The following is a 19,558-nucleotide window of genomic DNA, read 5'->3' as shown; positions in this document are numbered from 1 at the left end:
ATTATTTACCAGAAGATGGTGTAAAGGCCCGCAATAATTCCCGCAATTAATATCGCACCGATTTTGAAACCTGTGCTCGTACTGAAAAGGTCAGCATTGATGTCAATGCTGTTTGGATGGTCTTTTCCTTTACCTTCTACCAAACTGATGGTGATCATCAAGGCTGCCAATACTAGGAACACAACCCCCATTCTATCGAGGAACGGCAAGGCAGGGAAAACTATTTTCAATACGACTGATAAGGGAATACTCAAAGCCGCACCAACCAAGGCCGCATTTGACGTAGTTTTTTTCCAGAATACGCCAAAGAAGAAAATCGCAAAAACACCAGGGCTGATGAATCCGGTATATTCCTGGATAAACTGGAATGCCTGATCCAATTGACCCAGCGCAGGGGCCACAATTGCAGCAATGACAAAAGCCACAACTGCCGTAATCCTTCCAACTCTTACCTGATTGGTTTCAGAGGCGCCTTTTCCAAAATATTTACTGTAAATGTCCATCGTAAAGATGGTCGAAGTACTGTTTGCCATGGAAGCCAAGGAGGAAACAATCGCTGCTGTAAGAGCTGCAAAGGCCAAACCTTTCAAACCGGTAGGTAAAATCTGAAGCAAAGTCGGATAAGCACGATCAGATTTGATTATTCCTGTGGTCGGATCTTTCATTGACTCGATAAAGCTGATATCAATTCCGTCTTTGACTATGACATATGCTGCTATCCCAGGTACAACCACGATCAATGGCATCAAAAGCTTTAAGAATCCGGCGAAAATCATCCCTTTTTGGGCCTCATCCAAACTCTTTGCTGCCAAGGCACGCTGTGTGATGTATTGGTTGAAGCCCCAATAGCTCAAATTGGTAATCCACATTCCACCAATCAAAACAGAAAGTCCGGGGAGATCACCGTAGGCATCTCGTGTCCCGCCTTTTCCGTCAGGAATCATCATTTCCCCTTCACTTAAAATCATAGAAAAGTGTTTCGGAGCTGCTTTTCTCAAAATACCTATTCCATCCCAGGCATCACCACTTCCGACCATTTGTAGCGCGATGTACGTGGTCGCCAATCCACCTGCGATAAGAAAAACCACCTGAATCACATCAGTCCATGCTACTGCTTTTAATCCTCCATAAATGGAATAGATCATTGCAAATAGTGCCAATCCCACAATTCCATACGTCAGGGGAACATTAAGTATTGTATTAAGACTCAATGCACCGAGGTAAAGTACCGAGGTCAGGTTTACAAAAACATATAATAACAGCCAAAATACCGCCATCGTCGTGCGAACCCGTGTATCGTATCGATCCAGTAAGAATCCCGGCATGGTATAAATCCCCTTCTTCATATACACAGGAAGGAAAAAGATCGCTACTACTAATAGCGTAGCGGCTGCCATCCATTCATAAGTGGAGATTGCAAGTCCAAGTGCAAAGCCAGAACCCGACATTCCGATAAACTGCTCCGCGGAAATATTAGAAGCAATCAGCGAGGCACCAACAGCCCACCAGGGAAGTGCCTTTGATGCAAGGAAGTAATCAGAGGAGTTTTTAATATGTCCTTTTTTCTCACGGGAGACATATATGCCCATTCCTATGATAAGGAAACAATAGCCGAAGAAGACTATTAAATCAATTGGTTCTAATAGCATGGAGGTTGGTTGATTGAGGTTTTGGGTAATGTTAAGTGCTTGTAGTTTAAAATTTACAAATTAAGGTCGTTAAAGATAATGGTTTGATGCAAACGTCTGCACAAAAAAATAGGGAAGCTCATATTTATTGGAAAATTTCAGTGAGGGGCTCCCATTTTTCGGTAGAAAATTCTAATGAATCGATTTTTTCCAAATAACTTACTCCGGTCACATTTGACACCCATACCTGATCTGCCTTCAGAAGATCATTGGGACCGAAAACTCCTTCAGTGATCAGACGGGGGATTTTAGAAATAATCGCCTGTCTTCCCACTCCTTCGATGCACCCACTAATCAATGCAGGTGTATAGACTTTTTTCCCCTTTCTCCAGAAAATATTCGAGGCACTCGCTTCGGCAACTTTTCCGGTATGGTCCAGCAAAATCAGTTCATCAAGCTTCCTGTTTTCCCGTTCCTGTGCTGCCATGACATAGGGAAGAGCGTTGAGCGTTTTAAACCTACTCCATGGAAAAGGGTAAAGGGAAATACTTTCAGCAAAAGAAGCAAGGGATTTGACCGCTGGTGCAAAGGTTAATTCCTGAAAATGTAAGGTTTGAAAAGATTGGTTGGTTTCAGGAGTATATCTTCCTGATCCACTTCTGAATAGATTCCAACGAATCCTCAGCTTTTTGCCTGCATATTTATCTGCAATCCAAGATTCCAATTTCTCAAAACCGGATTTATCAGCCTCCAGTTTCAATATTTTCATTCCTCGAATCAATCGATCTAAGTGAAAGCTGAAAAATCTGATTTTTTCTCCATCAAATACCATCGTTTCAAATAAACCATCGCCAAAGTTCATCGCCCGATTTGGTACTGGAAAGTCGGTCATCTTTCGCCAGGCTTGTTCTTTTGACAGGAATACATAAACTGTATCAATTTCGCTCATAAAAGTGTCCGTATTCGATCAGAAATAATGTTTGTTCAATTAAGCTCTTGTTAAAAGTAGTAAACAAAACCACCTTTAACGTCTTTAGATGCGGCAAGAAAGTAAAAAATAACTTAATCTTGAGTCAGCAAACGTGTTAGCATTAATATTGAACGAAAGCGGCTTATGGCAAACAAAAGTAGTGTATTCGATATGATCGGACCAGTGATGATTGGACCATCGTCTTCGCATACTGCGGGTGTGGTCAGAATAGCCCGTGCTGCCATACGACTTTTGGGAGGTATGCCCGACGAGGCAAACATTACTTTTTATAATTCTTTCGCCAGAACATACGAAGGACACGGAAGCGACAGGGCGATCTTGGGAGGTCTGATGGATTTCAAAACTGATGACCCCAGAATCAAAGACGCTTTGGAGATAGCTGCAGAAAAAGGCCTGATTTATAAATTCAAATCGATCGGGAATTCCTCTGTTCATCATCCTAATACCATCAAGTTAAACCTAAAAAAGGGAGAAATTGAGATGGAGGTTGTTGGGGAAAGCTTAGGGGGTGGAGTGATCAATATTGCAGAATTGGATGGTTTTGTGGCTAATTTTTCGGCGCAGAATCATACCCTCATCATTAAGGCAGGTGATATCTCCGGCGCGATCGCATTTATTTCCGGAGTAATTGCTCAGGAAAAAACCAATATCGCGACGATGTCAGTTTCCCGTAAGGGAAAAAACGACGTGGCTTGTCATGTTATTGAAATGGACTCAGGCATCAGAGAAATTACTGCTCAATATCTTAAATCATTACCATGGGTTTCTGAGTTGATTTATATTCCTGATATCGATTTATAAACTATTTTGACCTTATTATAACCAAACCAACTAACAAACTATGCCAAAAATTTTTCTGGGAGTCATTCTCACTATTGGGATCTCTTTCTTCTCGTTTGCCCAAAACAACCAACCTGTGGGGCCCTTTGACCTTCAAACTTGCGTCGATATTGCGTTGGAAAATAACCTAACATTAAAAAGGACCGAGCTTAACCAACAAATCACGGAAGCGAATCTCCTCCAAAGCCAAGGACAGCGAATTCCATCTTTTAGCACAGGAGCAAGTTCGGGCTATAGATGGGGTCGTTCGATCAACCCAGTGACCAACTTGTTTGAAAACAATCGGATTGGAAACATCAACTTATTTGCAAATTCAAGTGCACCGATTTTTAGAGGGAACCAAATCAATAATACCATATCGCAAGCTCGTAAGGATCTTGAGGCTGGTGTATTCAATTTGGAAGCAACCCGAAACGACATCACATTGAATATTATTAACCTCTTCATCAATGTGGTATTCAACCGGGAGCAAGTTAAAATTGCTGCCAATCAGCTAAAAACAACAACAGAACAATTTGAGCGAACAAGCAAACTCGTGGCTGCGGGATCTTTACCCATATCCGATCAGCTGGATCTCCAATCTCAAAATTCAAGCAATCAACTTGAAGTAATCAGAGCGCAAAACAACTACAGAATCGCCAAACTAAATCTGGCTCAGGCGATGCAGATCCCTTTTACAGATGATTTTGATGTAATCGAGCCTGAGTTTAATGTCGAAAATTCAACGATGGTATCCGAAGATCCGAATGCAATCTATGAGGTCGCTGTTGAATTGATGCCTGAAATCAAGGCAGCAGAAGCTGGAGTTGAAAGTGCAGAATACCAGGTAAAGATTGCCAAAGGAGCTTTTCTCCCAACACTTGGAATCGGAGCAAATTTATTCTCCAACTATGTAGATCAACCCGGATTTAATCAGCGTGAAATCACTCCATTTGGAGAACAAATTCAAAACAACATTTCCCAGTCGGCCAACCTTCAACTGAACATCCCGATTTTTTCTAATTTCAATAACAAATCAGCAGTTCAAAGAGCCCGGGCGCAAAAAGCGATCAGCGAAGTCACTGTTCAGGAAGCAAAAAACCAGCTTCGTCAAAATATTGAAAGTGCCTATACCGATGCTGTTGCGTCCAAATTGTCCTATGAAGCTTCTTTGGTCCGCGTCAAGAGTCTTCAGGAATCTTTCCGCGTTTCGCAGCAGCGCTTTGACCTTGGTGCGATCAATTCTGTAGACTTTCAAGTGGCACAGGCCAACTTGTTTAATGCACAGGCAGACCTACTCAACGCAAAATATACTTACATCTTCAGAATAAAAGTTCTCGATTTTTATCTCGGTAACCCCATCAACTTAAACTAAACCATGGCTACTAAAAAGTCCAATAAACTATTGTATTACCTTCTGGGTGCAGTCGGTCTCATTATTATCCTTGCTGTAATCGGAAGATCTGCAGGCTGGATAGGCGGATTGAAGGAAACTGAAGTGGAATTTTCCACCGCAAAGAAAACTACCATTATCGAAAAGGTCAGTGCTTCCGGAGAAATCCAACCCGAAATTGAAGTAAAACTTTCCCCGGACGTAGCCGGTGAGATTATCGAACTTAACGTAGCAGAGGGTGACTCTGTAGAAGTAGGAAAACTCCTGGTGAAAATTCGCCCTGACAACTTCGTCTCAGCCTTGGAACGAAGCAGAGCTAATCTCAATCAACAAATGGCAAATTTGGCACAGACGAGAGCGACACTTCAGCGCTCTGAGGCCCAATTCACTCAAGCTCAACTCAATTTCAACAGACAAAAAAGCCTGTGGGAGCAAAAAGCCATTTCTGATTCAGACTATGAAACGGCAAGGGCAAATTACATAGGCGCTGAAAAAGACCTGGAAGCTGCAAAGCAAAATGTAATCGCATCAGAGTTTGTCATTAAGAGTTCCCAAGCCTCTGTCAACGAAGCTTCCGAAAATCTGCGATTGACAAATGTCAATTCACCGGTTTCCGGAATTGTTTCTAGCTTACTGGTAGAGCAAGGTGAACGTGTCGTAGGTACGCAGCAGATGGCAGGTACACAAATGATGACTATCGCGGATCTTTCCAGAATGGAAGTAAGAGTAGATGTCAACGAAAATGATATTGTGAGATTAAGTCTCGGAGATACTACCATCATTGATGTAGATTCTTACTCCTCTACAGGAAAAAAATTCAAGGGTATTGTAACCAGTATCGCCAATACCGCTAACACCAAAAACTCATCAGACGCTGTGACAGAATTCAAAGTAAAAATCAGAATTCTAAACAGCTCTTATGTGGACTTGGTCAAAGAAGGAAAAAAATATCCTTTCCGTCCCGGCATGACAGCCTCAGTGGAAATCATCACCACCTCAAAAACCAATGCACTTGCCATTCCGCTCAGTTCGGTTACCACTCGAGAAACCCAAATGGACACCTTGGCTGGAGGCACAACCAAAGCAAAGGAATTGGTATTTGTCAGTGAAAATGGAGTAGCAAAAATCAGGACCGTCAAAACCGGAATTTCAGATTATGAAAACATTGAAATTCTGGAAGGTCTGAAAGAGGGTGATGAAGTTATTTCTGGTCCATACTTCATTGTAAGCAAGGAATTGAAAGAAGGAGATCCTGTTAAAAAGATGGCCTCCCCTACCAAACCTGGGGCAACGGCTGCGAAGTAACTATTTTTGATATTCTAAAGGCCCGTGTTGAATAAAATCAGTACTGGCTTTTTTAATATACGACTTAAGAAGGCCAAGATAATTTACTCCTTCCCAATGTGAATCAAGGCATCCCCGACATTGACCACAGGATTATTGTTAAGACCGATCACATAGCCATTTGTATTCGCCTTCACCGGCACAATCACTTGACCATAAGGATCGGATATATTTGCTATTAACTGGCCCTTTTTTATCGATTCACCTAATTTGACTGTTGCGAAAAAAATCCCCGAGGCTTTTCCTCTTGTCCATTCACTTTCTTTTAAGATCAAGGTATGGGGAGACGGTTGAGGTGAATTGATCATTTGAAGATGATGAAGCAATCGTTTAGTACCTATTATCCCCTCAGCTATGGCATGGTGATCAAGGCGCATACTTTCCCCTCCCTCATATACCAAAAGATGCTTTCTGGCATTAAATGCCGTCTTTCGAAAGGACTTTTCAATATGTTTGGAATTGACCACAAAATTTGTCCCAAAGGCTTTTGCCAATTCCAAAGCTACTTTATCTTTAAAATCAACACGCACTTGGGGTTCATTTGACAGCATCCGTCCACCGGTATGGAAATCTATTCCATAATCGATCTGAGGAATAATTTCTTCATTAAGAATATATGCAATCCGGGATGCAAGAGAACCTTTATTACTGCCTGGGAAACTACGATTGAGGTCACGCCCATCCGGAAAAGTCCGGCTATTCGATAGAAACCCATAAATATTGACCAGAGGAATTATGATCAAAGTTCCTTTAAGGATTTCCAAACCAGCGTCAATCTCTTCCAAAATCCGCTTGGCAGTAAAAATTCCATTAATTTCATCTCCATGAATTCCCCCACTAACCAACACTGTGGGACCTTCTTCCTTAGCAGATCTGATAAAAATCGGAAGGTCAATCAGGGTATGTGTGGGAAGTTTGGCAATAGGCAATTCGATATTTACAGATTGTCCGGGTCTAATTCGGACTCCATTGATTAGAACTTCTTTCATCAAATGGGATAGCAGATTGGGGTTTCATTTCACTTTGGCTCAAAATCTTGCTTATTTCGCAGCTCAAGATAGAGTACATGAATATACAAGAAAACATTTCCCTGAAACCACTTAATACATTTGGTATCGCCAAAAACGCAAGATTTTTTATTGCCGTCGATTCAGAAATGCAACTTAAGCAGGCGCTGGTTTGGGCTAAAAATCAGAATCAAAATGTGCTTATTCTGGGCGGTGGAAGTAATATTCTTCTGACGAAAGATTTCGATGGTTTGGTGATTAAAATTGAAATAAAGGGAATAAATCTGATCAGGGAAGATGAAAATTATATCTATGTAAAGGTTGGGGCTGGTGAGGGATGGCACGATTTAGTAAGGTACGCCATCGATAAAAACTGGGCTGGAATAGAAAATCTCTCATTGATCCCCGGAACTGTAGGTGCCTCACCTATGCAAAATATCGGAGCTTATGGCGTAGAGATCAAAGAAGTATTTGAAAGTCTAGATGCTCTAAATCGATCAAGTGTGCAGATGGAAACTTTTTCCGCGGAAGCATGCAAATTTGGCTACCGCGAAAGTGTCTTCAAGCATGAACTCAAAGATCAATATGTCATTTGCACGGTAGTTTTCAGACTAAAGAAAAATCCCGATTTTCGTATTGAATATGGTGCAATTCAGGATGTATTAAAAGGAAAAGGGATTACAGAGCTCAGCATAAAAGCTGTCAGCGATGCGGTATCTGAAATAAGGATGTCAAAACTTCCCGATCCAAAAAAAATCGGAAATGCAGGCTCATTCTTCAAAAACCCAACAATCAGCCAAAAACAATTCACTGAACTTAGGTCAATTTTTCCGGAAATGCCAGGATACCCTACTCCTGATGGAGTAAAAGTCCCCGCAGGCTGGCTGATTGAGCAAGCAGGCTGGAAAGGTAAAAGAATTGGAGAGGTCGGTGTACATGCCAAGCAAGCCTTAGTTTTGGTCAATTATGGCAATGGAGAGGGCAGTGATATCAAAGCACTATCCGAAAAAGTGGGTCAATCAGTTATGGAAAAATTTAAAGTACAACTTCAGCCTGAAGTCAATTTCATATGATTATAAATTGTTTTTTGGAGGTCGTCCCGAGCTATCGGCAGGAATACCATGGATAATCATATCCTTGGGTGAGAAGCTTTTCTCCAGGACAGTACATTTAAATCAACTGATCATTGACTTCAAAACTTTTCGGATAACGGGCTACCTCAACCCCAAATTTTTTAAGAAAATCCACCCCTTCATCAGATCCGATTCCTTTGTACTCTGCATAAGAAAAAAGGTAAACCACCTTGGCAATTCCCATTGAGAATATAATTCTTGCGCAGGCCAGGCATGGTGACAAGGTTACATAGAGCGTGGACCCTTCTACCGAGGTGTTATTTTTAACAGCATAAAGGATTGCATTTTGCTCAGCATGAAGCGCTAATGAACAACTCCCCTTACTGTCTCTGGCGCAGCCATGCTCCGGAAATTCCACGTCACAGTTATGAGTACCTGCCGGAGGACCATTGTATCCAATTGAAATAATCCTGGTTTCTTTTGTCAAAACTGCTCCTACGTGCTTTTTAATGCAGTGAGACCTTTTGGCGAGGTTAACTGCCAATTCCATAAAAATATCGTCAAAATCAGGCTTAATCATGAAAATTCGTTTCGCAAAAATAGTAAACCTGCCCAATCTTGAGAAAGATTCTCGAATAAAGACTTTTGTTTTTTCGTTTGAGAAGAAAACCTAACTTTCAACATTATTGAGCGTTTCCAAAGCATAAATCACCCATCATGAAGCGGAAAATTCAAATTATCTTTATCAATCTGTCTCTTATCGCCTTTTCTTCTTGTAAGTCTATAGAAATATTCAAAGAGAACACAGAGATCCCGGTTGCCCGTCCTTATCGAACATTTGTCATTATAAATAAAGAAGTGGGAATGCGGGGCTTTAATTCTCAATTTCTTGACGAACTCGTGCAAATACAATTGCAGGAAACATTTGAAGAAGCAGGAATGAAATATGATGCAAAACAACCGGATGTGGTCATCAGATATAATTCCAATGAGGATGTAAGACAACGAGAAGTAGTTTTAAATCAAAATCCTTACCCCTTCTGGGGGTATCGAGTGTATAATCCTTGGGTTTTCAATCCCTACAACAACAACAGAGTTTCATCAAGTAATTATGAGCTTTTGCAGGTTATTGTGGATTTTATAGATCCCGTTCAGGACAAATTCCTGATGACCTTGACCGGAGTGACCGAAGTGAGCAACCCGAAGTACAAACAGAAAAAAGTGGAGAAAACCCTCGAAGCAGTTCTTAAATCATTCTTAAATCAAAACTTAAATTGAAATGGAAAAGGAATATAAAACGCTAAAAGATTTTTACCCCTACTATTTGAAGGAACACCAAAACCCTACCTGCCGCAAACTTCATTTTATTGGGACAGGTCTACTTTTCGTCCCATTGGGTATCGCCATTTTTTCCGAAAATTATCTTTGGCTGATAGCCATTCCTTTTATTGGGTACGGCTTTGCTTGGGTAGGGCATTTTTTCTTTGAGAAAAATAAACCTGCCACATTCAAATATCCGATGTTCAGTCTCGCTTCAGACTTTATTTTGTTTTTTGATCTTCTCAGGGGAAAGGAAAAGTTCCATAAATATGGAAAATCTCATTAATTTAATGAAGGTTTTCTGGCCGATAATTTGCTAAGTAACAAAAAGACTGTACTTTTGTATAGTTATTAATGTATTTCAAAATCATATTTCTGTACTTAATGCTAACTATCGTACTTATAGACGATGATCCAATCAGCACATTCGTGACTGAAAAGCTGATCACAAAGAATGTCAAAGAGCCTTGTCAGTTCTATAAGTATCATAGTGCCCAAACTGCACTCGACGAGATTGGTGATATCAGTCCAAATTATCTGTTTCTGGATCTTAATATGCCAGGAATGAATGGATGGGATTTTCTGGATCATTTTCATCCAAAAAACAATGATGCACAGATTTACATCTTAAGCAGCTCAGTTGATCAAAGAGACATTAACAAAGCCAGTCAGTATCAGTTTGTAAAAGATTATCTATCAAAACCTCTGATAAAAAAGTATATCAACCTAATATTTAACTGATCAAAATTGATCAGTTTTTTTTTGCGCCACCATTTTTTCGAAACCTACATTCCATAAATTGGTTATATTCAAAAAATCAAGATTATGGCTAAAGCGAATCCAAAGCTAATTGATGCTATCGAAAGAACAGTAGCTAAACTCTCAAACGGCGCTGCATACCAATGGGGGCACATGGGTGCTTGTAATTGTGGCAATCTCGCTCAAGAACTAACACAATTCACGAAATCGGAAATCCATCAGTATGCCATGCAAAAACATGGTGACTGGAATGAACAACTACTCGATTACTGTCCCACAAGTGGCTATCCGATCGATTTGATGATTTCGAAAATGCTGGATTTCGGCTTAACTTTAGATGACTTGGCTCATTTGGAAAGGTTATCTGATCTTAGCATTCTATCACAAATTCCTAAAGAAAGAAGAGATAAAATCAATAAAAACTCAAGAGAAGATGTCGTATTTTACATGGAAACTTGGGCAAAAATATTAAGAGAAAATTGGATCAATGAAAATGAAATTTCACTCGAATTGGCTCTTGAAAAAAAATTAAAGTTACCAGTATTGGTCTAATTAATTTTTTGTCTTATTTCGTAAACATATTCAATTAACCCCCTTTTCAACACTGCTATGGAAGATCCTGAAGAAGAATTCGATGCAATCGACGACTTTGAAGAAGAAGATGATTTCGGAGACGATTTTGAAGATGAATACGATCTGGATGAAGAAACTGAACTTCTCGACGATAGTATTTTAGATTTTGGTGAAGAAGATGATGATTTCGAAGACGAAGAAATCATCGAGGATGATGACTTTGAGGACGACTTGGATTAGATTATCCTGAACTCAATTTGAGAAACAAGAATTTGCCTTTGTAAAATCAGCTTAGGGCTTTATCTTCGCATATCAATACGAATTTCAACCAAAATCAAATGATACTACTTGATATTTTCAGTTCTCCGATAATGCCTGGCGCGCAGCTTTTCATTCTTATCGTTTGCATACTCATAGGTTTGGGCGCGGGACTTTCAGCTATGGATGTTCGAAGTACATTCAGCAAAAAGAAGAAAACTGATCATTGATCATTCTATAACCAACAGAAGGAGGCTTTGCCTCCTTTTTTTTTTATCCAATAGGTCATTCTCCCGATGAAGAATCGGGACAGACTACTTGGCTCAAGGCAGTCAGGTCTGACCACTGAAAAACAAATTATAAAAACATGAAAACGCAAAACTATCAAAACCACGCAAGGTATTTTCCATTTCACCATTTCGTGGTAACTCCAATGACTTTGATCTATTTAGGATGGACCGTTTACAAGATGGATTTCAGCTCATCCGAAAGTCTGAATTCAGGCATTTATTCTCTATTGGGGGCAATGATACTTACGCTCCTTCCGCTTTTAGCCAGAATTTACGCACTCAAAACCCAAAATAGAATTATCTTGACGGAAATGCGTCAACGCTACTTTCATTTAACGGGTGCTCCCTTTTATTCTGTAGAAAACCAATTGAAACTGTCACAAATCATCGCCTTGAGATTTGCTGGAGATGAAGAATTATTGCCTTTAATGGAAAAAGCAATCCAAGAGAAACTGAGCCCTAAGGACATCAAAAAACAGGTAAAAAACTGGCAGGGGGATTATAGAAGAGTTTAATCAAATCTTTCTCCCAAAACCGCCTTGTCAATAAGCTCGCTAAGATTTTGGCGGGCTTTTTCTTTGAAATCCTTTGTTGAAAAATCCAAACTGGGAAGCTCCAAAATCAAATCAAACCCGGCTTTTCGACCTCCCGAACCTGAGGTGATCAAGGCAATCTTTTTTTTATGTGATCTTGCCAATTGTAACAAGGCAAAGCTTGCTTTTCCTTGATCACTTTGGGAATCATATTGTCCTTCCCCTGTGACTATCCAATCCGACTGAATTACTTTTTCTTCAATCGCTACAAGCTCAAAGAAATAATCAGCTCCAATTTTTATATCGATGGGAAAAAAGAAACCAAGACCCAAAGCTATTCCTCCTGCAGCTCCAAAACCTGCCTGATCAGCCCATTCACCTTTTGATTTTTTAATTAAAAGACCAAGTACATCCAAGCATGTTTTTTCAAAGTCAGGAACATGTTTCAATGCCAATCCCTTTTGTGGTCCATACACCTTAACTGCTCCATTTTCTCCAAAAAATGAGTTTTTTACATCGCAAAGGCAGGTGAATCTAATCTTCGCGATTTCGAGGGTCTTTTGGATGTGTTTAATTTTCTCCAAAAAATGCGGAGTATAGGCAGGAATTTCTCTTCCGTTTTCATCCAAAAACAAGATTCCCAGGGCATTCAATATACCCAATCCCATATCTATGGTGGCACTTCCCCCGAGACCAAGAATTACTTCCTCCGCACCCATTTGGATTGCTTTTAGGATTACTTGTCCCGTGCCGAACGTCGATGTCGAATATGGATCTCTTTGCCGAAGTTCAAGCGAGCCAATTCCCGATGCTGTAGAAACATCCAAATAAGCTTTCTTGTGCTCAGAGTCCCAGCCAAAATAACCCATGGCGGGCAGACCAATGGCATTCAGCGTCAAAACGGGAATTTTCTCCAAGAGCAAAGAATCAATCAATAAGCTGCAGGTCCCATCCCCACCATCTGCAACAGGCTGGATTATACACTCCAAACCTGATCGCGCCTCTACCTTCTGGGCAATGATCTTTGCCGCTTCTTCTGCTGATATCGTTCCTTTAAAGGCATTGGGGACAATCAAAAACTTCATATTCCATTGGCCTTCATTCTTGCAAAATAGCTTTTGGATGCCGCTCTAACTTTAGGAGCTAAGTAAAGGGCAGCAATCATATTTGGAAATGCCATCACAGCATACATTCCATCAACCAAGCTCACTACAACTTCCAAAGACGCCACAGCTCCAACCACGATTGTAGCTAAGTAGAAGTAATTGTAATAATTCGCTTTGCCAGCTCCAAAAAGGTAATTGGTGCATTTGTGTCCATAATAGGAATAGGTAAACATCGTAGAAAGTGCAAAGACAAGTACTGAAAGCATCAACAGATATTTCCCATACACGGGAATCCCGATTTCGAATGCTTCCAAGGTTAATCTGACACCATCATTTTCTGAATTTTCCCACACTCCCGTAAGTAATATTACTAAAGCTGTCAGCGTACAGACAACTATCGTATCCACAAATGGACCGAGCATAGCGATCAAGCCCTCTCTGATAGGTTCATTGTTTTTGGAAGCGCCATGGACCATTGGGGCAGTACCAATGCCTGCCTCATTGGAAAATGCAGCTCTTCTAGCCCCGACGACAATCACCGATCCTACAGCCCCGCCCATTACAGCGTTTCCGGTAAACGCATCCACTACAATCAATTTTAGCATTTCAGGAACTTGACCCAAGTATTGGTAAATAATGATCAACACAGTGATCATGTAAATTCCAACCATAAAAGGAACCATTTTCGAAGCTACCGAAGCAATTCGCTGTATACCACCCAAAATTACAATTGCCGTCAATCCCATCATCACAAACCCAATAATCCATCGATTACGAACAGTTTCTTCCATCGTTTCCGGCTGAATCAAAACAGCCTGAATGACGGCTGTAAGTTGATTTGCCTGAAAAATTGCGAGTAAGCCGATCACTCCTGCCACACAAAAAATCACGGAAAGAAATTTCCACTTTTTACCCATCCCCTCTTCAATGAAATACATCGGTCCTCCCTGAATTTCGCCTGCACTATCTTTGCCTCGATACATAATTGCCAAACTACAGGTGTAGAATTTGGTGGCCATCCCAACAAATGCCGCCATCCACATCCAAAACAGTGCCCCTGGCCCCCCCATATTTATAGCAATTGCCACCCCTGAAATATTTCCCAAACCGACTGTCGCAGCAATAGCCGATGATAGCGCCTGTGCTGAAGAAATTTGTCCAGGGGCTAAATTATCATCGTATTTTCCACTTAATAACTTGATCGCATGTACCATTTTTAAAAAAGGAACAAAACCGGAATGAATCAAAAAAAAGAGCCCTCCGCCTAAAAGCAAAACTAAAATTGGAGGTCCCCAAATCCAGTTACTAAATTCAATAATGATGTCTCCCATGGATAATTCCTATTACTTAAGATGTCTGTCAGCAAAACTGATTCGATAATAGGTCCAATTTCAGCAAAATCAAAAAGTTTGGATAAGAGGTATAAAAAAACCCGAAGTATTTAAACTTCGGGCCCTTGCTTGATTAAGTTTTACCAGGTGATTTTTGGCGATTTGTAGAATCCAACTCCTTGGATATCCCATCTTTTACCATGAACGGGAACTCTTCTACTGTAACCTTCCCAGCTTCTTCGGTCCTTTTTTGTCCAAGCGACTTCGGCAATAGCTGAAAGTCTAGGAAAAACCAAGTAATCGATATCCGCTCTATTGGTTACCGTTTCGGTCCAAAGAGGCGCTTCTACTCCCAAAATATTTTCTGCAGTTATTCCTGATACATATTCTGAGGGTTCCCACAGATATGCTGAGTCCAATTCCACGTAGGCTGCCCAATGTAACCCAATTCTTGACAAGCTATCATATTGCATATCCAAGTAAACTTTCTTGGCAGGAGACATCAATACTTTGTTTCCTTGGTCCTTCGCAAGCTTTGCATTTGCCTCCAAGGCCCAGAATTGCGCCACGTTTCCAGGAAGAAGTTTAGCTGTTGCTACTTCATCCCAACCAATACTAGTCTTTCCATATTTGGAAACGATGTCCTGGACACGTTCGATAAAGTACACATAGTCATCTTTTTCCGTGACATGTGACTCATCTCCACCGATGTGAAAATAAGGACCAGGCGTAATTTCAGAAAGCTCCCGAACTACACTATCAACAAAAGCGTAAGTCAACTCTAATTTGGGAGCAAACGTACTCCAGCCTACTTCAATACCGGTGTATAACTCAGATGCCTGAGGATTTTTCGAGGGCATTTCATAATCCAAAGGAGCTTTATTGACCGAGTCTAACTTTCCATTGGGTAAATTTACACCTGGATTTAACTCCGCATAGGAAGCCAAAGCAGAATTCGTGTGACCAGGCATATCCACTTCCGGTACGATAGTGATAAAACGATCTGCAGCATAAGCCACGATATCTTTGTATTGTTCTTGGGTATAAAAGCCCCCTTTACCGCCACCTACTTCGGTACTTCCCCCGATTTCAGTAAGTTTCGGCCATGACTTAATTTCAATTCTCCATCCTTGGTCGTCTGTAAGGTGCAGGTGAAGATGGTTTAGTTTATAAACAGCCATCTGATCGATGTAGTATTTGACATCCTCCACTGAGATGAAGTGCCTCGCTACATCAAGCATTGATCCGCGGTATTCAAATGCAGGAGCGTCCTTGATTGTTCCTCCCGGAATTGACCATTCTGCAGATTGGACGGTCTTATACATGATTTGCGGAGGGAAAAGCTGTAGCAAAGTCTGCACTCCGTAAAACAAGCCCGCTTCTCCCGCAGCAGTCACCTTTAGTTCTTCTGCAGAAATCTGAATTTCATAGGCTTCTGAATTTTCATTGCCGGTCAATTCCAATACGATCTGACCTGTATCAAAGGAAACAGGAATATCGTAACCCGTGGAAGGTCTGAGTTTTTCTGCGAGATGTTCTCCTATTCTGGTCAAATGATCGCTTGTACCTACTAATTTGATACCGGTCTCAGCGGTCAATTGAAAGATTCCGGAGCCATTGTTGATTTCTTGAGGGAATGGGATGATTGCAGCGTCAGAAAGGCTTGCTTGTTTTTTACAAGCCCCCAATGCAAGTAAGCCACCAAACATAAGGGTCCAAAGTGTTTTTTTCATAGTCAATGATTTTGCCTAAACTTACTTGAAATTTTTGCAAATCTATTTTTCTAAATTCAATTAATTTCAAAAACAGCCATCGTTTACACAATCGGATGATTTGAAGGGCCAAAAGATCTAAGTCCTTTAAATTCAATCTCAATTTTTGACAATCGGGACTGAATTCTGACTCCTTTTTAATATTTTCCCATCCTATTTAACAATAACTCAATCACAGATTATATGGAGAATAAAGATTCCAATCCGGAGAAGAATAGCAGGAGAAGTTTTATCAAAGGCTCAACCTTAGCGCTGGCTGGGTTTTACATTGTGCCCCGACATGTATTGGGAGGTGTTGGATTTGTTGCTCCAAGCGATCGTTTAAGAGTGGCAAGCATTGGTGTTGGAGGGATGGGGGCAGGTGATGTCAGTGGTGTTTTCCGCAGTGGAAAAGTTGACATGATTGCCCTTTGTGATGTTGATGATACACGCGCGAAAAAAAGCCGGGAGGATCATCCTAAAGCAGGCTACTACAAGGATTTCCGTACAATGCTGGAAAAGGAGGAAAAGAATATTGATGCAGTAACCGTTTCTTCTCCTGACCACATGCATGCAGTTCAGGCTATGATGGCAATGAAAATGGGCAAACATGTCTATGTTCAAAAACCAATGTCTCATGACATTTATGAGGCAAGAATGCTAACTGAAGCCGCGGAAAAGTATAAAGTAGTCACTCAAATGGGAAACCAGGGTTCCTCCGGTGATGGAGTACGTCAAATGGTCGAATGGTACAATGCCGGATTAATCGGAGAAGCAACAAAAGTCTATTCATGGACCAATCGCCCTGTTTGGCCGCAAGGGATCGAGTGGCCAAAAACGCCTATCACTCCTCCTGCTGACCTAGACTGGGATTTGTGGCTGGGAACTGCTCCCTACAAAGACTATGTGGGGAACTTGGTGCCCTTCAACTGGAGAGGCTGGTGGGATTATGGTACAGGTGCTTTGGGAGATATGGCTTGTCATATCATGGAGCCTCCCTTCCGTGTTTTGGGACTTGGCTATCCTAAATCAGCTGAATGCTCTGTTGGTTCAGTTTATGTCGGGGAATTCACCAGAGGATATTTTCCAGAAAGCTGCCCTCCTTCTTCACATATCACACTACGCTTTGACCAACCGGGAAAACCTGATTTGGAATTCCATTGGATGGATGGAGGAATCCAGCCTACTAGGCCCGAAGAACTTGAACCGAATGAAATGATGGGTGATGGCGGAAATGGCGTAATTATCGAGGGAACAAAAGGAAAAATGATGTGTTCGACCTACGGAGCAAATCCAAAACTTCTACCTACCAGTAGAACTGCTGAAGTAAGCGTACCTCAAACAGAATTCAGGGTTCCCGAAGGAGACCGAGGCCATTACAACAATTGGGTAGAGGCCTGTATCGGAGGCTATGGTTCTAATGAATTCAAAAGACTAAGTTCTCCATTCGCTGTAGCTGGTCCATTGACTGAGTCTGTATTGATGGGAAATCTTGCTATTCGAAGCTATGATTACCGAATCCCAAAAGCTGGATCAACAAGCCAGTTTGATTATCCGGGAAGAGGGATCAAATTAATCTGGGATGGTCCAACTATGAAAATCACAAATTTCGAACCTGCCAATCAGTTTGTAAAAAGAGAATATCGAGGAGCTTACTCACTTTAATATTCTCATCTGACAATACTTAACTTAAAGGGCTTCCAAAAAATTGGAAGCCCTTTAAGTTTTTATTGTTCGACAGCTAATTCAACTCTTCGGTTTTTTACCCTTCCGGCTTCAGTAGCATTGGAGGCGACTGGTCGAGTTCCTCCCCAACCAGATATTCTCAAATTTTCGAAATTAACTCCCTTATCAATCAAGAAATTCCTGACACTTCCTGCCCGTTCTAATGAGAGTTGTTTATTTAATCCAGGATCTCCGGCGTTGTCAGTATGCCCATTGATTCTGATTTTTATCTGGGGATTTTCTTTCAGAAAAATAGCCAAATCCGATAAGCTGGCTTCAGTGTTTTCCCCTTCTAATTCTGCGGTTCCTCGTTTGAATTTCACATCTTCCAACAGGACAGTACTCCCCTGCTCGGCCTTGGTCAACAAGACTATTGTTTTGGTTTTAAAATCCAGGTTTTCAACCAAAACCTGTTTCGGAAAATAACCCGCCGAGGATATTTTAATCAGATTAATACTTCTTTTTTTTAATTCTGAAACCAACTGTGCTTCCTGATAATCAACAATTTCAGTCCCTTTAATGAAAGTAAGTGTATAGGGCAATTCTTCCTTATTTTTCCCATCAATCACCAGCCAAGTTACGGGAGATTCCACCTCAGGAATTTCATTTGCTATGGGAGTAATTGGGGGGAGTTTAAGAGAAACTTCGGTGGAGTCTGAAAGTGGAAGGACAACAGTGCGCGACGCGGATTCATTGACTCGAATGGGCCTCCTCGTTGGTTTTGGGTTTTCGGGTTCAGCGGAAACAGTGATCGGTGCCGAAAACTCAGTTGGAATTACCAAAGGAACCGGAGTGGAAAATGTCATCAGGTCAGCGTATCCATCGCTGTTTTGAGTACTTGTCCAAACTACTTCATCTTTGCTTATAAATGTAATCGAAGCTTCGGAACCTCGAGAACTGATTTGTTGCCAAATTTCAGGTTTGCTCCAACTATCCCAAGATTCTCCAAGACGTTTCGAAATAAGAATATCTTTCCCATTTGCTCCAGGGTAAGAATTGGAGGAAAAATAAAGTTTTTTTGACACAGGATCATAAAACGGGCCCACTTCCTGTCCAAATCCATTGATGGCCGATCCGAGATTTTTAAGTTCAGACCATTCCACAATTCCTGTTTTTTCGCTTAAATAAATATCCTCATTGCCAAATCCTCCCTGTCTTTTACCTGCCAAAAAAATCACCTTTCCGCCTTCTGCTACTCTTCCGGTAACCGGACCCTCAAATGAATTCAAGTCTGGAAAATTAACTTTTCGGAGATAATTCCAGTCTGCACCAAATTTTGAGAATTGATGAACTGAGGTTTGATCTCCTTCTTTTCGCAGAACCAAAAGTGTCAATACATCTTCCAGGCCAAGTACCAAATCATAACCGGCAGTACTTAAATCAGGTCTGTGAGTGGCTTTTCCCCATTCTCCTGATTCATCCTTTCTTGTTTCCCAGATATCTCCGGAATCAGACACTCCTCCCAGATTCTGGGGATGAAATGCTCGTGTAAAAAGAAGTGTGTTGTTTCCGATCCAAACCGGATTAGTGTCGTCATTTGGACTGTTAGCACCAGAAAGCGAACGTAGTTCCTGGGCCTTGGTACTTAATTGCAAACAAAAAGCAAGCAGCACTAGGCCACTTGCTTTGAGAATGAACTGCTTATTTTTTTTCATAA

The 19,558-nt window shown here is 41.1% G+C and carries 19 protein-coding genes; 11 read left to right on the top strand and 8 right to left on the bottom strand.

The window, feature by feature from the left end; all coding sequences use genetic code 11:
* Positions 1-5: 5 nt before the first annotated feature.
* Positions 6-1,649 (bottom strand): sodium/sugar symporter, encoded by a 1,644-nt coding sequence (locus Q8M62_RS20820; protein ID WP_304901899.1) that lies wholly within the window; start codon positions 1,647-1,649, stop codon positions 6-8.
* Between the two features lie 124 nt (positions 1,650-1,773).
* Complete coding sequence (locus Q8M62_RS20815; RefSeq protein WP_304901898.1) at positions 1,774-2,577, bottom strand: aminotransferase class IV; 804 nt, start codon at positions 2,575-2,577, stop codon at positions 1,774-1,776.
* 165 nt (positions 2,578-2,742) lie between these two features.
* On the opposite strand from Q8M62_RS20815, the gene sdaAB reads away from it, so the two are divergent.
* Genes sdaAB through Q8M62_RS20800 form a run of 3 tightly spaced genes read left to right on the top strand, consistent with a single transcriptional unit; the run spans position 2,743 to position 6,136 of the window.
* On the top strand, positions 2,743-3,420 hold the full coding sequence (gene sdaAB / locus Q8M62_RS20810) for an L-serine ammonia-lyase, iron-sulfur-dependent subunit beta (RefSeq protein WP_304901897.1): 678 nt from the start codon (positions 2,743-2,745) through the stop codon (positions 3,418-3,420).
* Between the two features lie 40 nt (positions 3,421-3,460).
* Positions 3,461-4,813, top strand: a complete 1,353-nt coding sequence (locus Q8M62_RS20805) for a TolC family protein (RefSeq protein WP_304901896.1) — start codon at positions 3,461-3,463, stop codon at positions 4,811-4,813.
* A gap of 3 nt (positions 4,814-4,816) precedes the next feature.
* Positions 4,817-6,136, top strand: a complete 1,320-nt coding sequence (locus Q8M62_RS20800; protein ID WP_304901895.1) for an efflux RND transporter periplasmic adaptor subunit — start codon at positions 4,817-4,819, stop codon at positions 6,134-6,136.
* 83 nt (positions 6,137-6,219) lie between these two features.
* Here Q8M62_RS20800 and Q8M62_RS20795 read toward each other — a convergent pair whose 3' ends face one another.
* A complete protein-coding gene (locus Q8M62_RS20795) occupies positions 6,220-7,164 on the bottom strand; it encodes a succinylglutamate desuccinylase/aspartoacylase family protein (RefSeq protein WP_304901894.1) in 945 nt (314 codons plus the stop codon).
* A 77-nt stretch (positions 7,165-7,241) separates the two neighbouring features.
* On the opposite strand from Q8M62_RS20795, the gene murB reads away from it, so the two are divergent.
* Complete coding sequence (murB, locus tag Q8M62_RS20790; RefSeq protein WP_304901893.1) at positions 7,242-8,255, top strand: UDP-N-acetylmuramate dehydrogenase; 1,014 nt, start codon at positions 7,242-7,244, stop codon at positions 8,253-8,255.
* A 97-nt stretch (positions 8,256-8,352) separates the two neighbouring features.
* On the opposite strand, the gene Q8M62_RS20785 is transcribed toward murB, so the two are convergent.
* Positions 8,353-8,835, bottom strand: a complete 483-nt coding sequence (locus Q8M62_RS20785) for a dCMP deaminase family protein (RefSeq protein WP_304901892.1) — start codon at positions 8,833-8,835, stop codon at positions 8,353-8,355.
* Positions 8,836-8,972: 137 nt separating this feature from the next.
* Here Q8M62_RS20785 and Q8M62_RS20780 point away from each other — a divergent pair, with 137 nt between their 5' ends.
* From Q8M62_RS20780 to Q8M62_RS20755, 6 genes are all read left to right on the top strand, one after another.
* A complete protein-coding gene (locus Q8M62_RS20780; protein WP_304901891.1) occupies positions 8,973-9,533 on the top strand; it encodes a DUF4136 domain-containing protein in 561 nt (186 codons plus the stop codon).
* Between the two features lies 1 nt (position 9,534).
* A complete protein-coding gene (locus tag Q8M62_RS20775) occupies positions 9,535-9,861 on the top strand; it encodes a DUF962 domain-containing protein (protein WP_304901890.1) in 327 nt (108 codons plus the stop codon).
* Between the two features lie 98 nt (positions 9,862-9,959).
* A complete protein-coding gene (locus tag Q8M62_RS20770; protein WP_304901889.1) occupies positions 9,960-10,316 on the top strand; it encodes a response regulator in 357 nt (118 codons plus the stop codon).
* 84 nt (positions 10,317-10,400) lie between these two features.
* On the top strand, positions 10,401-10,886 hold the full coding sequence (locus tag Q8M62_RS20765) for a hypothetical protein (RefSeq protein ID WP_304901888.1): 486 nt from the start codon (positions 10,401-10,403) through the stop codon (positions 10,884-10,886).
* Positions 10,887-10,943: 57 nt separating this feature from the next.
* Complete coding sequence (locus tag Q8M62_RS20760) at positions 10,944-11,147, top strand: hypothetical protein (RefSeq protein ID WP_304901887.1); 204 nt, start codon at positions 10,944-10,946, stop codon at positions 11,145-11,147.
* Between the two features lie 385 nt (positions 11,148-11,532).
* Positions 11,533-11,970 carry a DUF6526 family protein gene (locus Q8M62_RS20755; protein ID WP_304901886.1) on the top strand — a complete coding sequence of 146 codons (438 nt, stop codon included), beginning with the start codon at positions 11,533-11,535 and terminating at the stop codon, positions 11,968-11,970.
* Here the strand turns inward: Q8M62_RS20755 and Q8M62_RS20750 are convergent.
* From Q8M62_RS20750 to Q8M62_RS20740, 3 genes are all read right to left on the bottom strand, one after another.
* A complete protein-coding gene (locus Q8M62_RS20750; protein ID WP_304901885.1) occupies positions 11,967-13,073 on the bottom strand; it encodes a glycerate kinase in 1,107 nt (368 codons plus the stop codon). The genes Q8M62_RS20755 and Q8M62_RS20750 overlap by 4 nt on opposite strands.
* Positions 13,070-14,425: a sodium:alanine symporter family protein gene (locus Q8M62_RS20745; RefSeq protein WP_304901884.1), complete on the bottom strand. Its 1,356-nt coding sequence runs from the start codon at positions 14,423-14,425 to the stop codon at positions 13,070-13,072. Before Q8M62_RS20745 ends, Q8M62_RS20750 begins: the two co-directional genes overlap by 4 nt.
* Before the next feature lie 140 nt (positions 14,426-14,565).
* On the bottom strand, positions 14,566-16,158 hold the full coding sequence (locus Q8M62_RS20740) for a beta-N-acetylhexosaminidase (protein WP_304901883.1): 1,593 nt from the start codon (positions 16,156-16,158) through the stop codon (positions 14,566-14,568).
* A 222-nt stretch (positions 16,159-16,380) separates the two neighbouring features.
* On the opposite strand from Q8M62_RS20740, the gene Q8M62_RS20735 reads away from it, so the two are divergent.
* Positions 16,381-17,841 (top strand): Gfo/Idh/MocA family protein, encoded by a 1,461-nt coding sequence (locus Q8M62_RS20735; protein WP_304901882.1) that lies wholly within the window; start codon positions 16,381-16,383, stop codon positions 17,839-17,841.
* Positions 17,842-17,903: 62 nt separating this feature from the next.
* Here the strand turns inward: Q8M62_RS20735 and Q8M62_RS20730 are convergent, their stop codons facing one another.
* A complete protein-coding gene (locus Q8M62_RS20730; protein WP_304901881.1) occupies positions 17,904-19,556 on the bottom strand; it encodes an OmpA family protein in 1,653 nt (550 codons plus the stop codon).
* Positions 19,557-19,558: the final 2 nt, after the last annotated feature.

Origin of the sequence: Algoriphagus sp. (assembly GCF_030694375.1) — a bacterium.
Lineage (GTDB): Bacteria > Bacteroidota > Bacteroidia > Cytophagales > Cyclobacteriaceae > Algoriphagus.
The sequence above is the reverse complement of the archived record's forward strand: the minus strand, read 5'-3'. Positions and strand labels throughout refer to the sequence as shown.

Excerpts from the sequence above, each read along its gene's own strand:
- Q8M62_RS20820 (WP_304901899.1), bottom strand. The coding sequence starts at position 1,649 with ATGCTATTAGAACCAATTGATTTAATAGTCTTCTTCGGCTATTGTTTC.
- Q8M62_RS20815 (WP_304901898.1), bottom strand. The coding sequence starts at position 2,577 with ATGAGCGAAATTGATACAGTTTATGTATTCCTGTCAAAAGAACAAGCC.
- sdaAB (WP_304901897.1), top strand. The coding sequence starts at position 2,743 with ATGGCAAACAAAAGTAGTGTATTCGATATGATCGGACCAGTGATGATT.
- Q8M62_RS20805 (WP_304901896.1), top strand. The coding sequence starts at position 3,461 with ATGCCAAAAATTTTTCTGGGAGTCATTCTCACTATTGGGATCTCTTTC.
- Q8M62_RS20800 (WP_304901895.1), top strand. The coding sequence starts at position 4,817 with ATGGCTACTAAAAAGTCCAATAAACTATTGTATTACCTTCTGGGTGCA.
- Q8M62_RS20795 (WP_304901894.1), bottom strand. The coding sequence starts at position 7,164 with ATGAAAGAAGTTCTAATCAATGGAGTCCGAATTAGACCCGGACAATCT.
- murB (WP_304901893.1), top strand. The coding sequence starts at position 7,242 with ATGAATATACAAGAAAACATTTCCCTGAAACCACTTAATACATTTGGT.
- Q8M62_RS20785 (WP_304901892.1), bottom strand. The coding sequence starts at position 8,835 with ATGATTAAGCCTGATTTTGACGATATTTTTATGGAATTGGCAGTTAAC.
- Q8M62_RS20780 (WP_304901891.1), top strand. The coding sequence starts at position 8,973 with ATGAAGCGGAAAATTCAAATTATCTTTATCAATCTGTCTCTTATCGCC.
- Q8M62_RS20775 (WP_304901890.1), top strand. The coding sequence starts at position 9,535 with ATGGAAAAGGAATATAAAACGCTAAAAGATTTTTACCCCTACTATTTG.
- Q8M62_RS20770 (WP_304901889.1), top strand. The coding sequence starts at position 9,960 with ATGCTAACTATCGTACTTATAGACGATGATCCAATCAGCACATTCGTG.
- Q8M62_RS20765 (WP_304901888.1), top strand. The coding sequence starts at position 10,401 with ATGGCTAAAGCGAATCCAAAGCTAATTGATGCTATCGAAAGAACAGTA.
- Q8M62_RS20760 (WP_304901887.1), top strand. The coding sequence starts at position 10,944 with ATGGAAGATCCTGAAGAAGAATTCGATGCAATCGACGACTTTGAAGAA.
- Q8M62_RS20755 (WP_304901886.1), top strand. The coding sequence starts at position 11,533 with ATGAAAACGCAAAACTATCAAAACCACGCAAGGTATTTTCCATTTCAC.
- Q8M62_RS20750 (WP_304901885.1), bottom strand. The coding sequence starts at position 13,073 with ATGAAGTTTTTGATTGTCCCCAATGCCTTTAAAGGAACGATATCAGCA.
- Q8M62_RS20745 (WP_304901884.1), bottom strand. The coding sequence starts at position 14,425 with ATGGGAGACATCATTATTGAATTTAGTAACTGGATTTGGGGACCTCCA.
- Q8M62_RS20740 (WP_304901883.1), bottom strand. The coding sequence starts at position 16,158 with ATGAAAAAAACACTTTGGACCCTTATGTTTGGTGGCTTACTTGCATTG.
- Q8M62_RS20735 (WP_304901882.1), top strand. The coding sequence starts at position 16,381 with ATGGAGAATAAAGATTCCAATCCGGAGAAGAATAGCAGGAGAAGTTTT.
- Q8M62_RS20730 (WP_304901881.1), bottom strand. The coding sequence starts at position 19,556 with ATGAAAAAAAATAAGCAGTTCATTCTCAAAGCAAGTGGCCTAGTGCTG.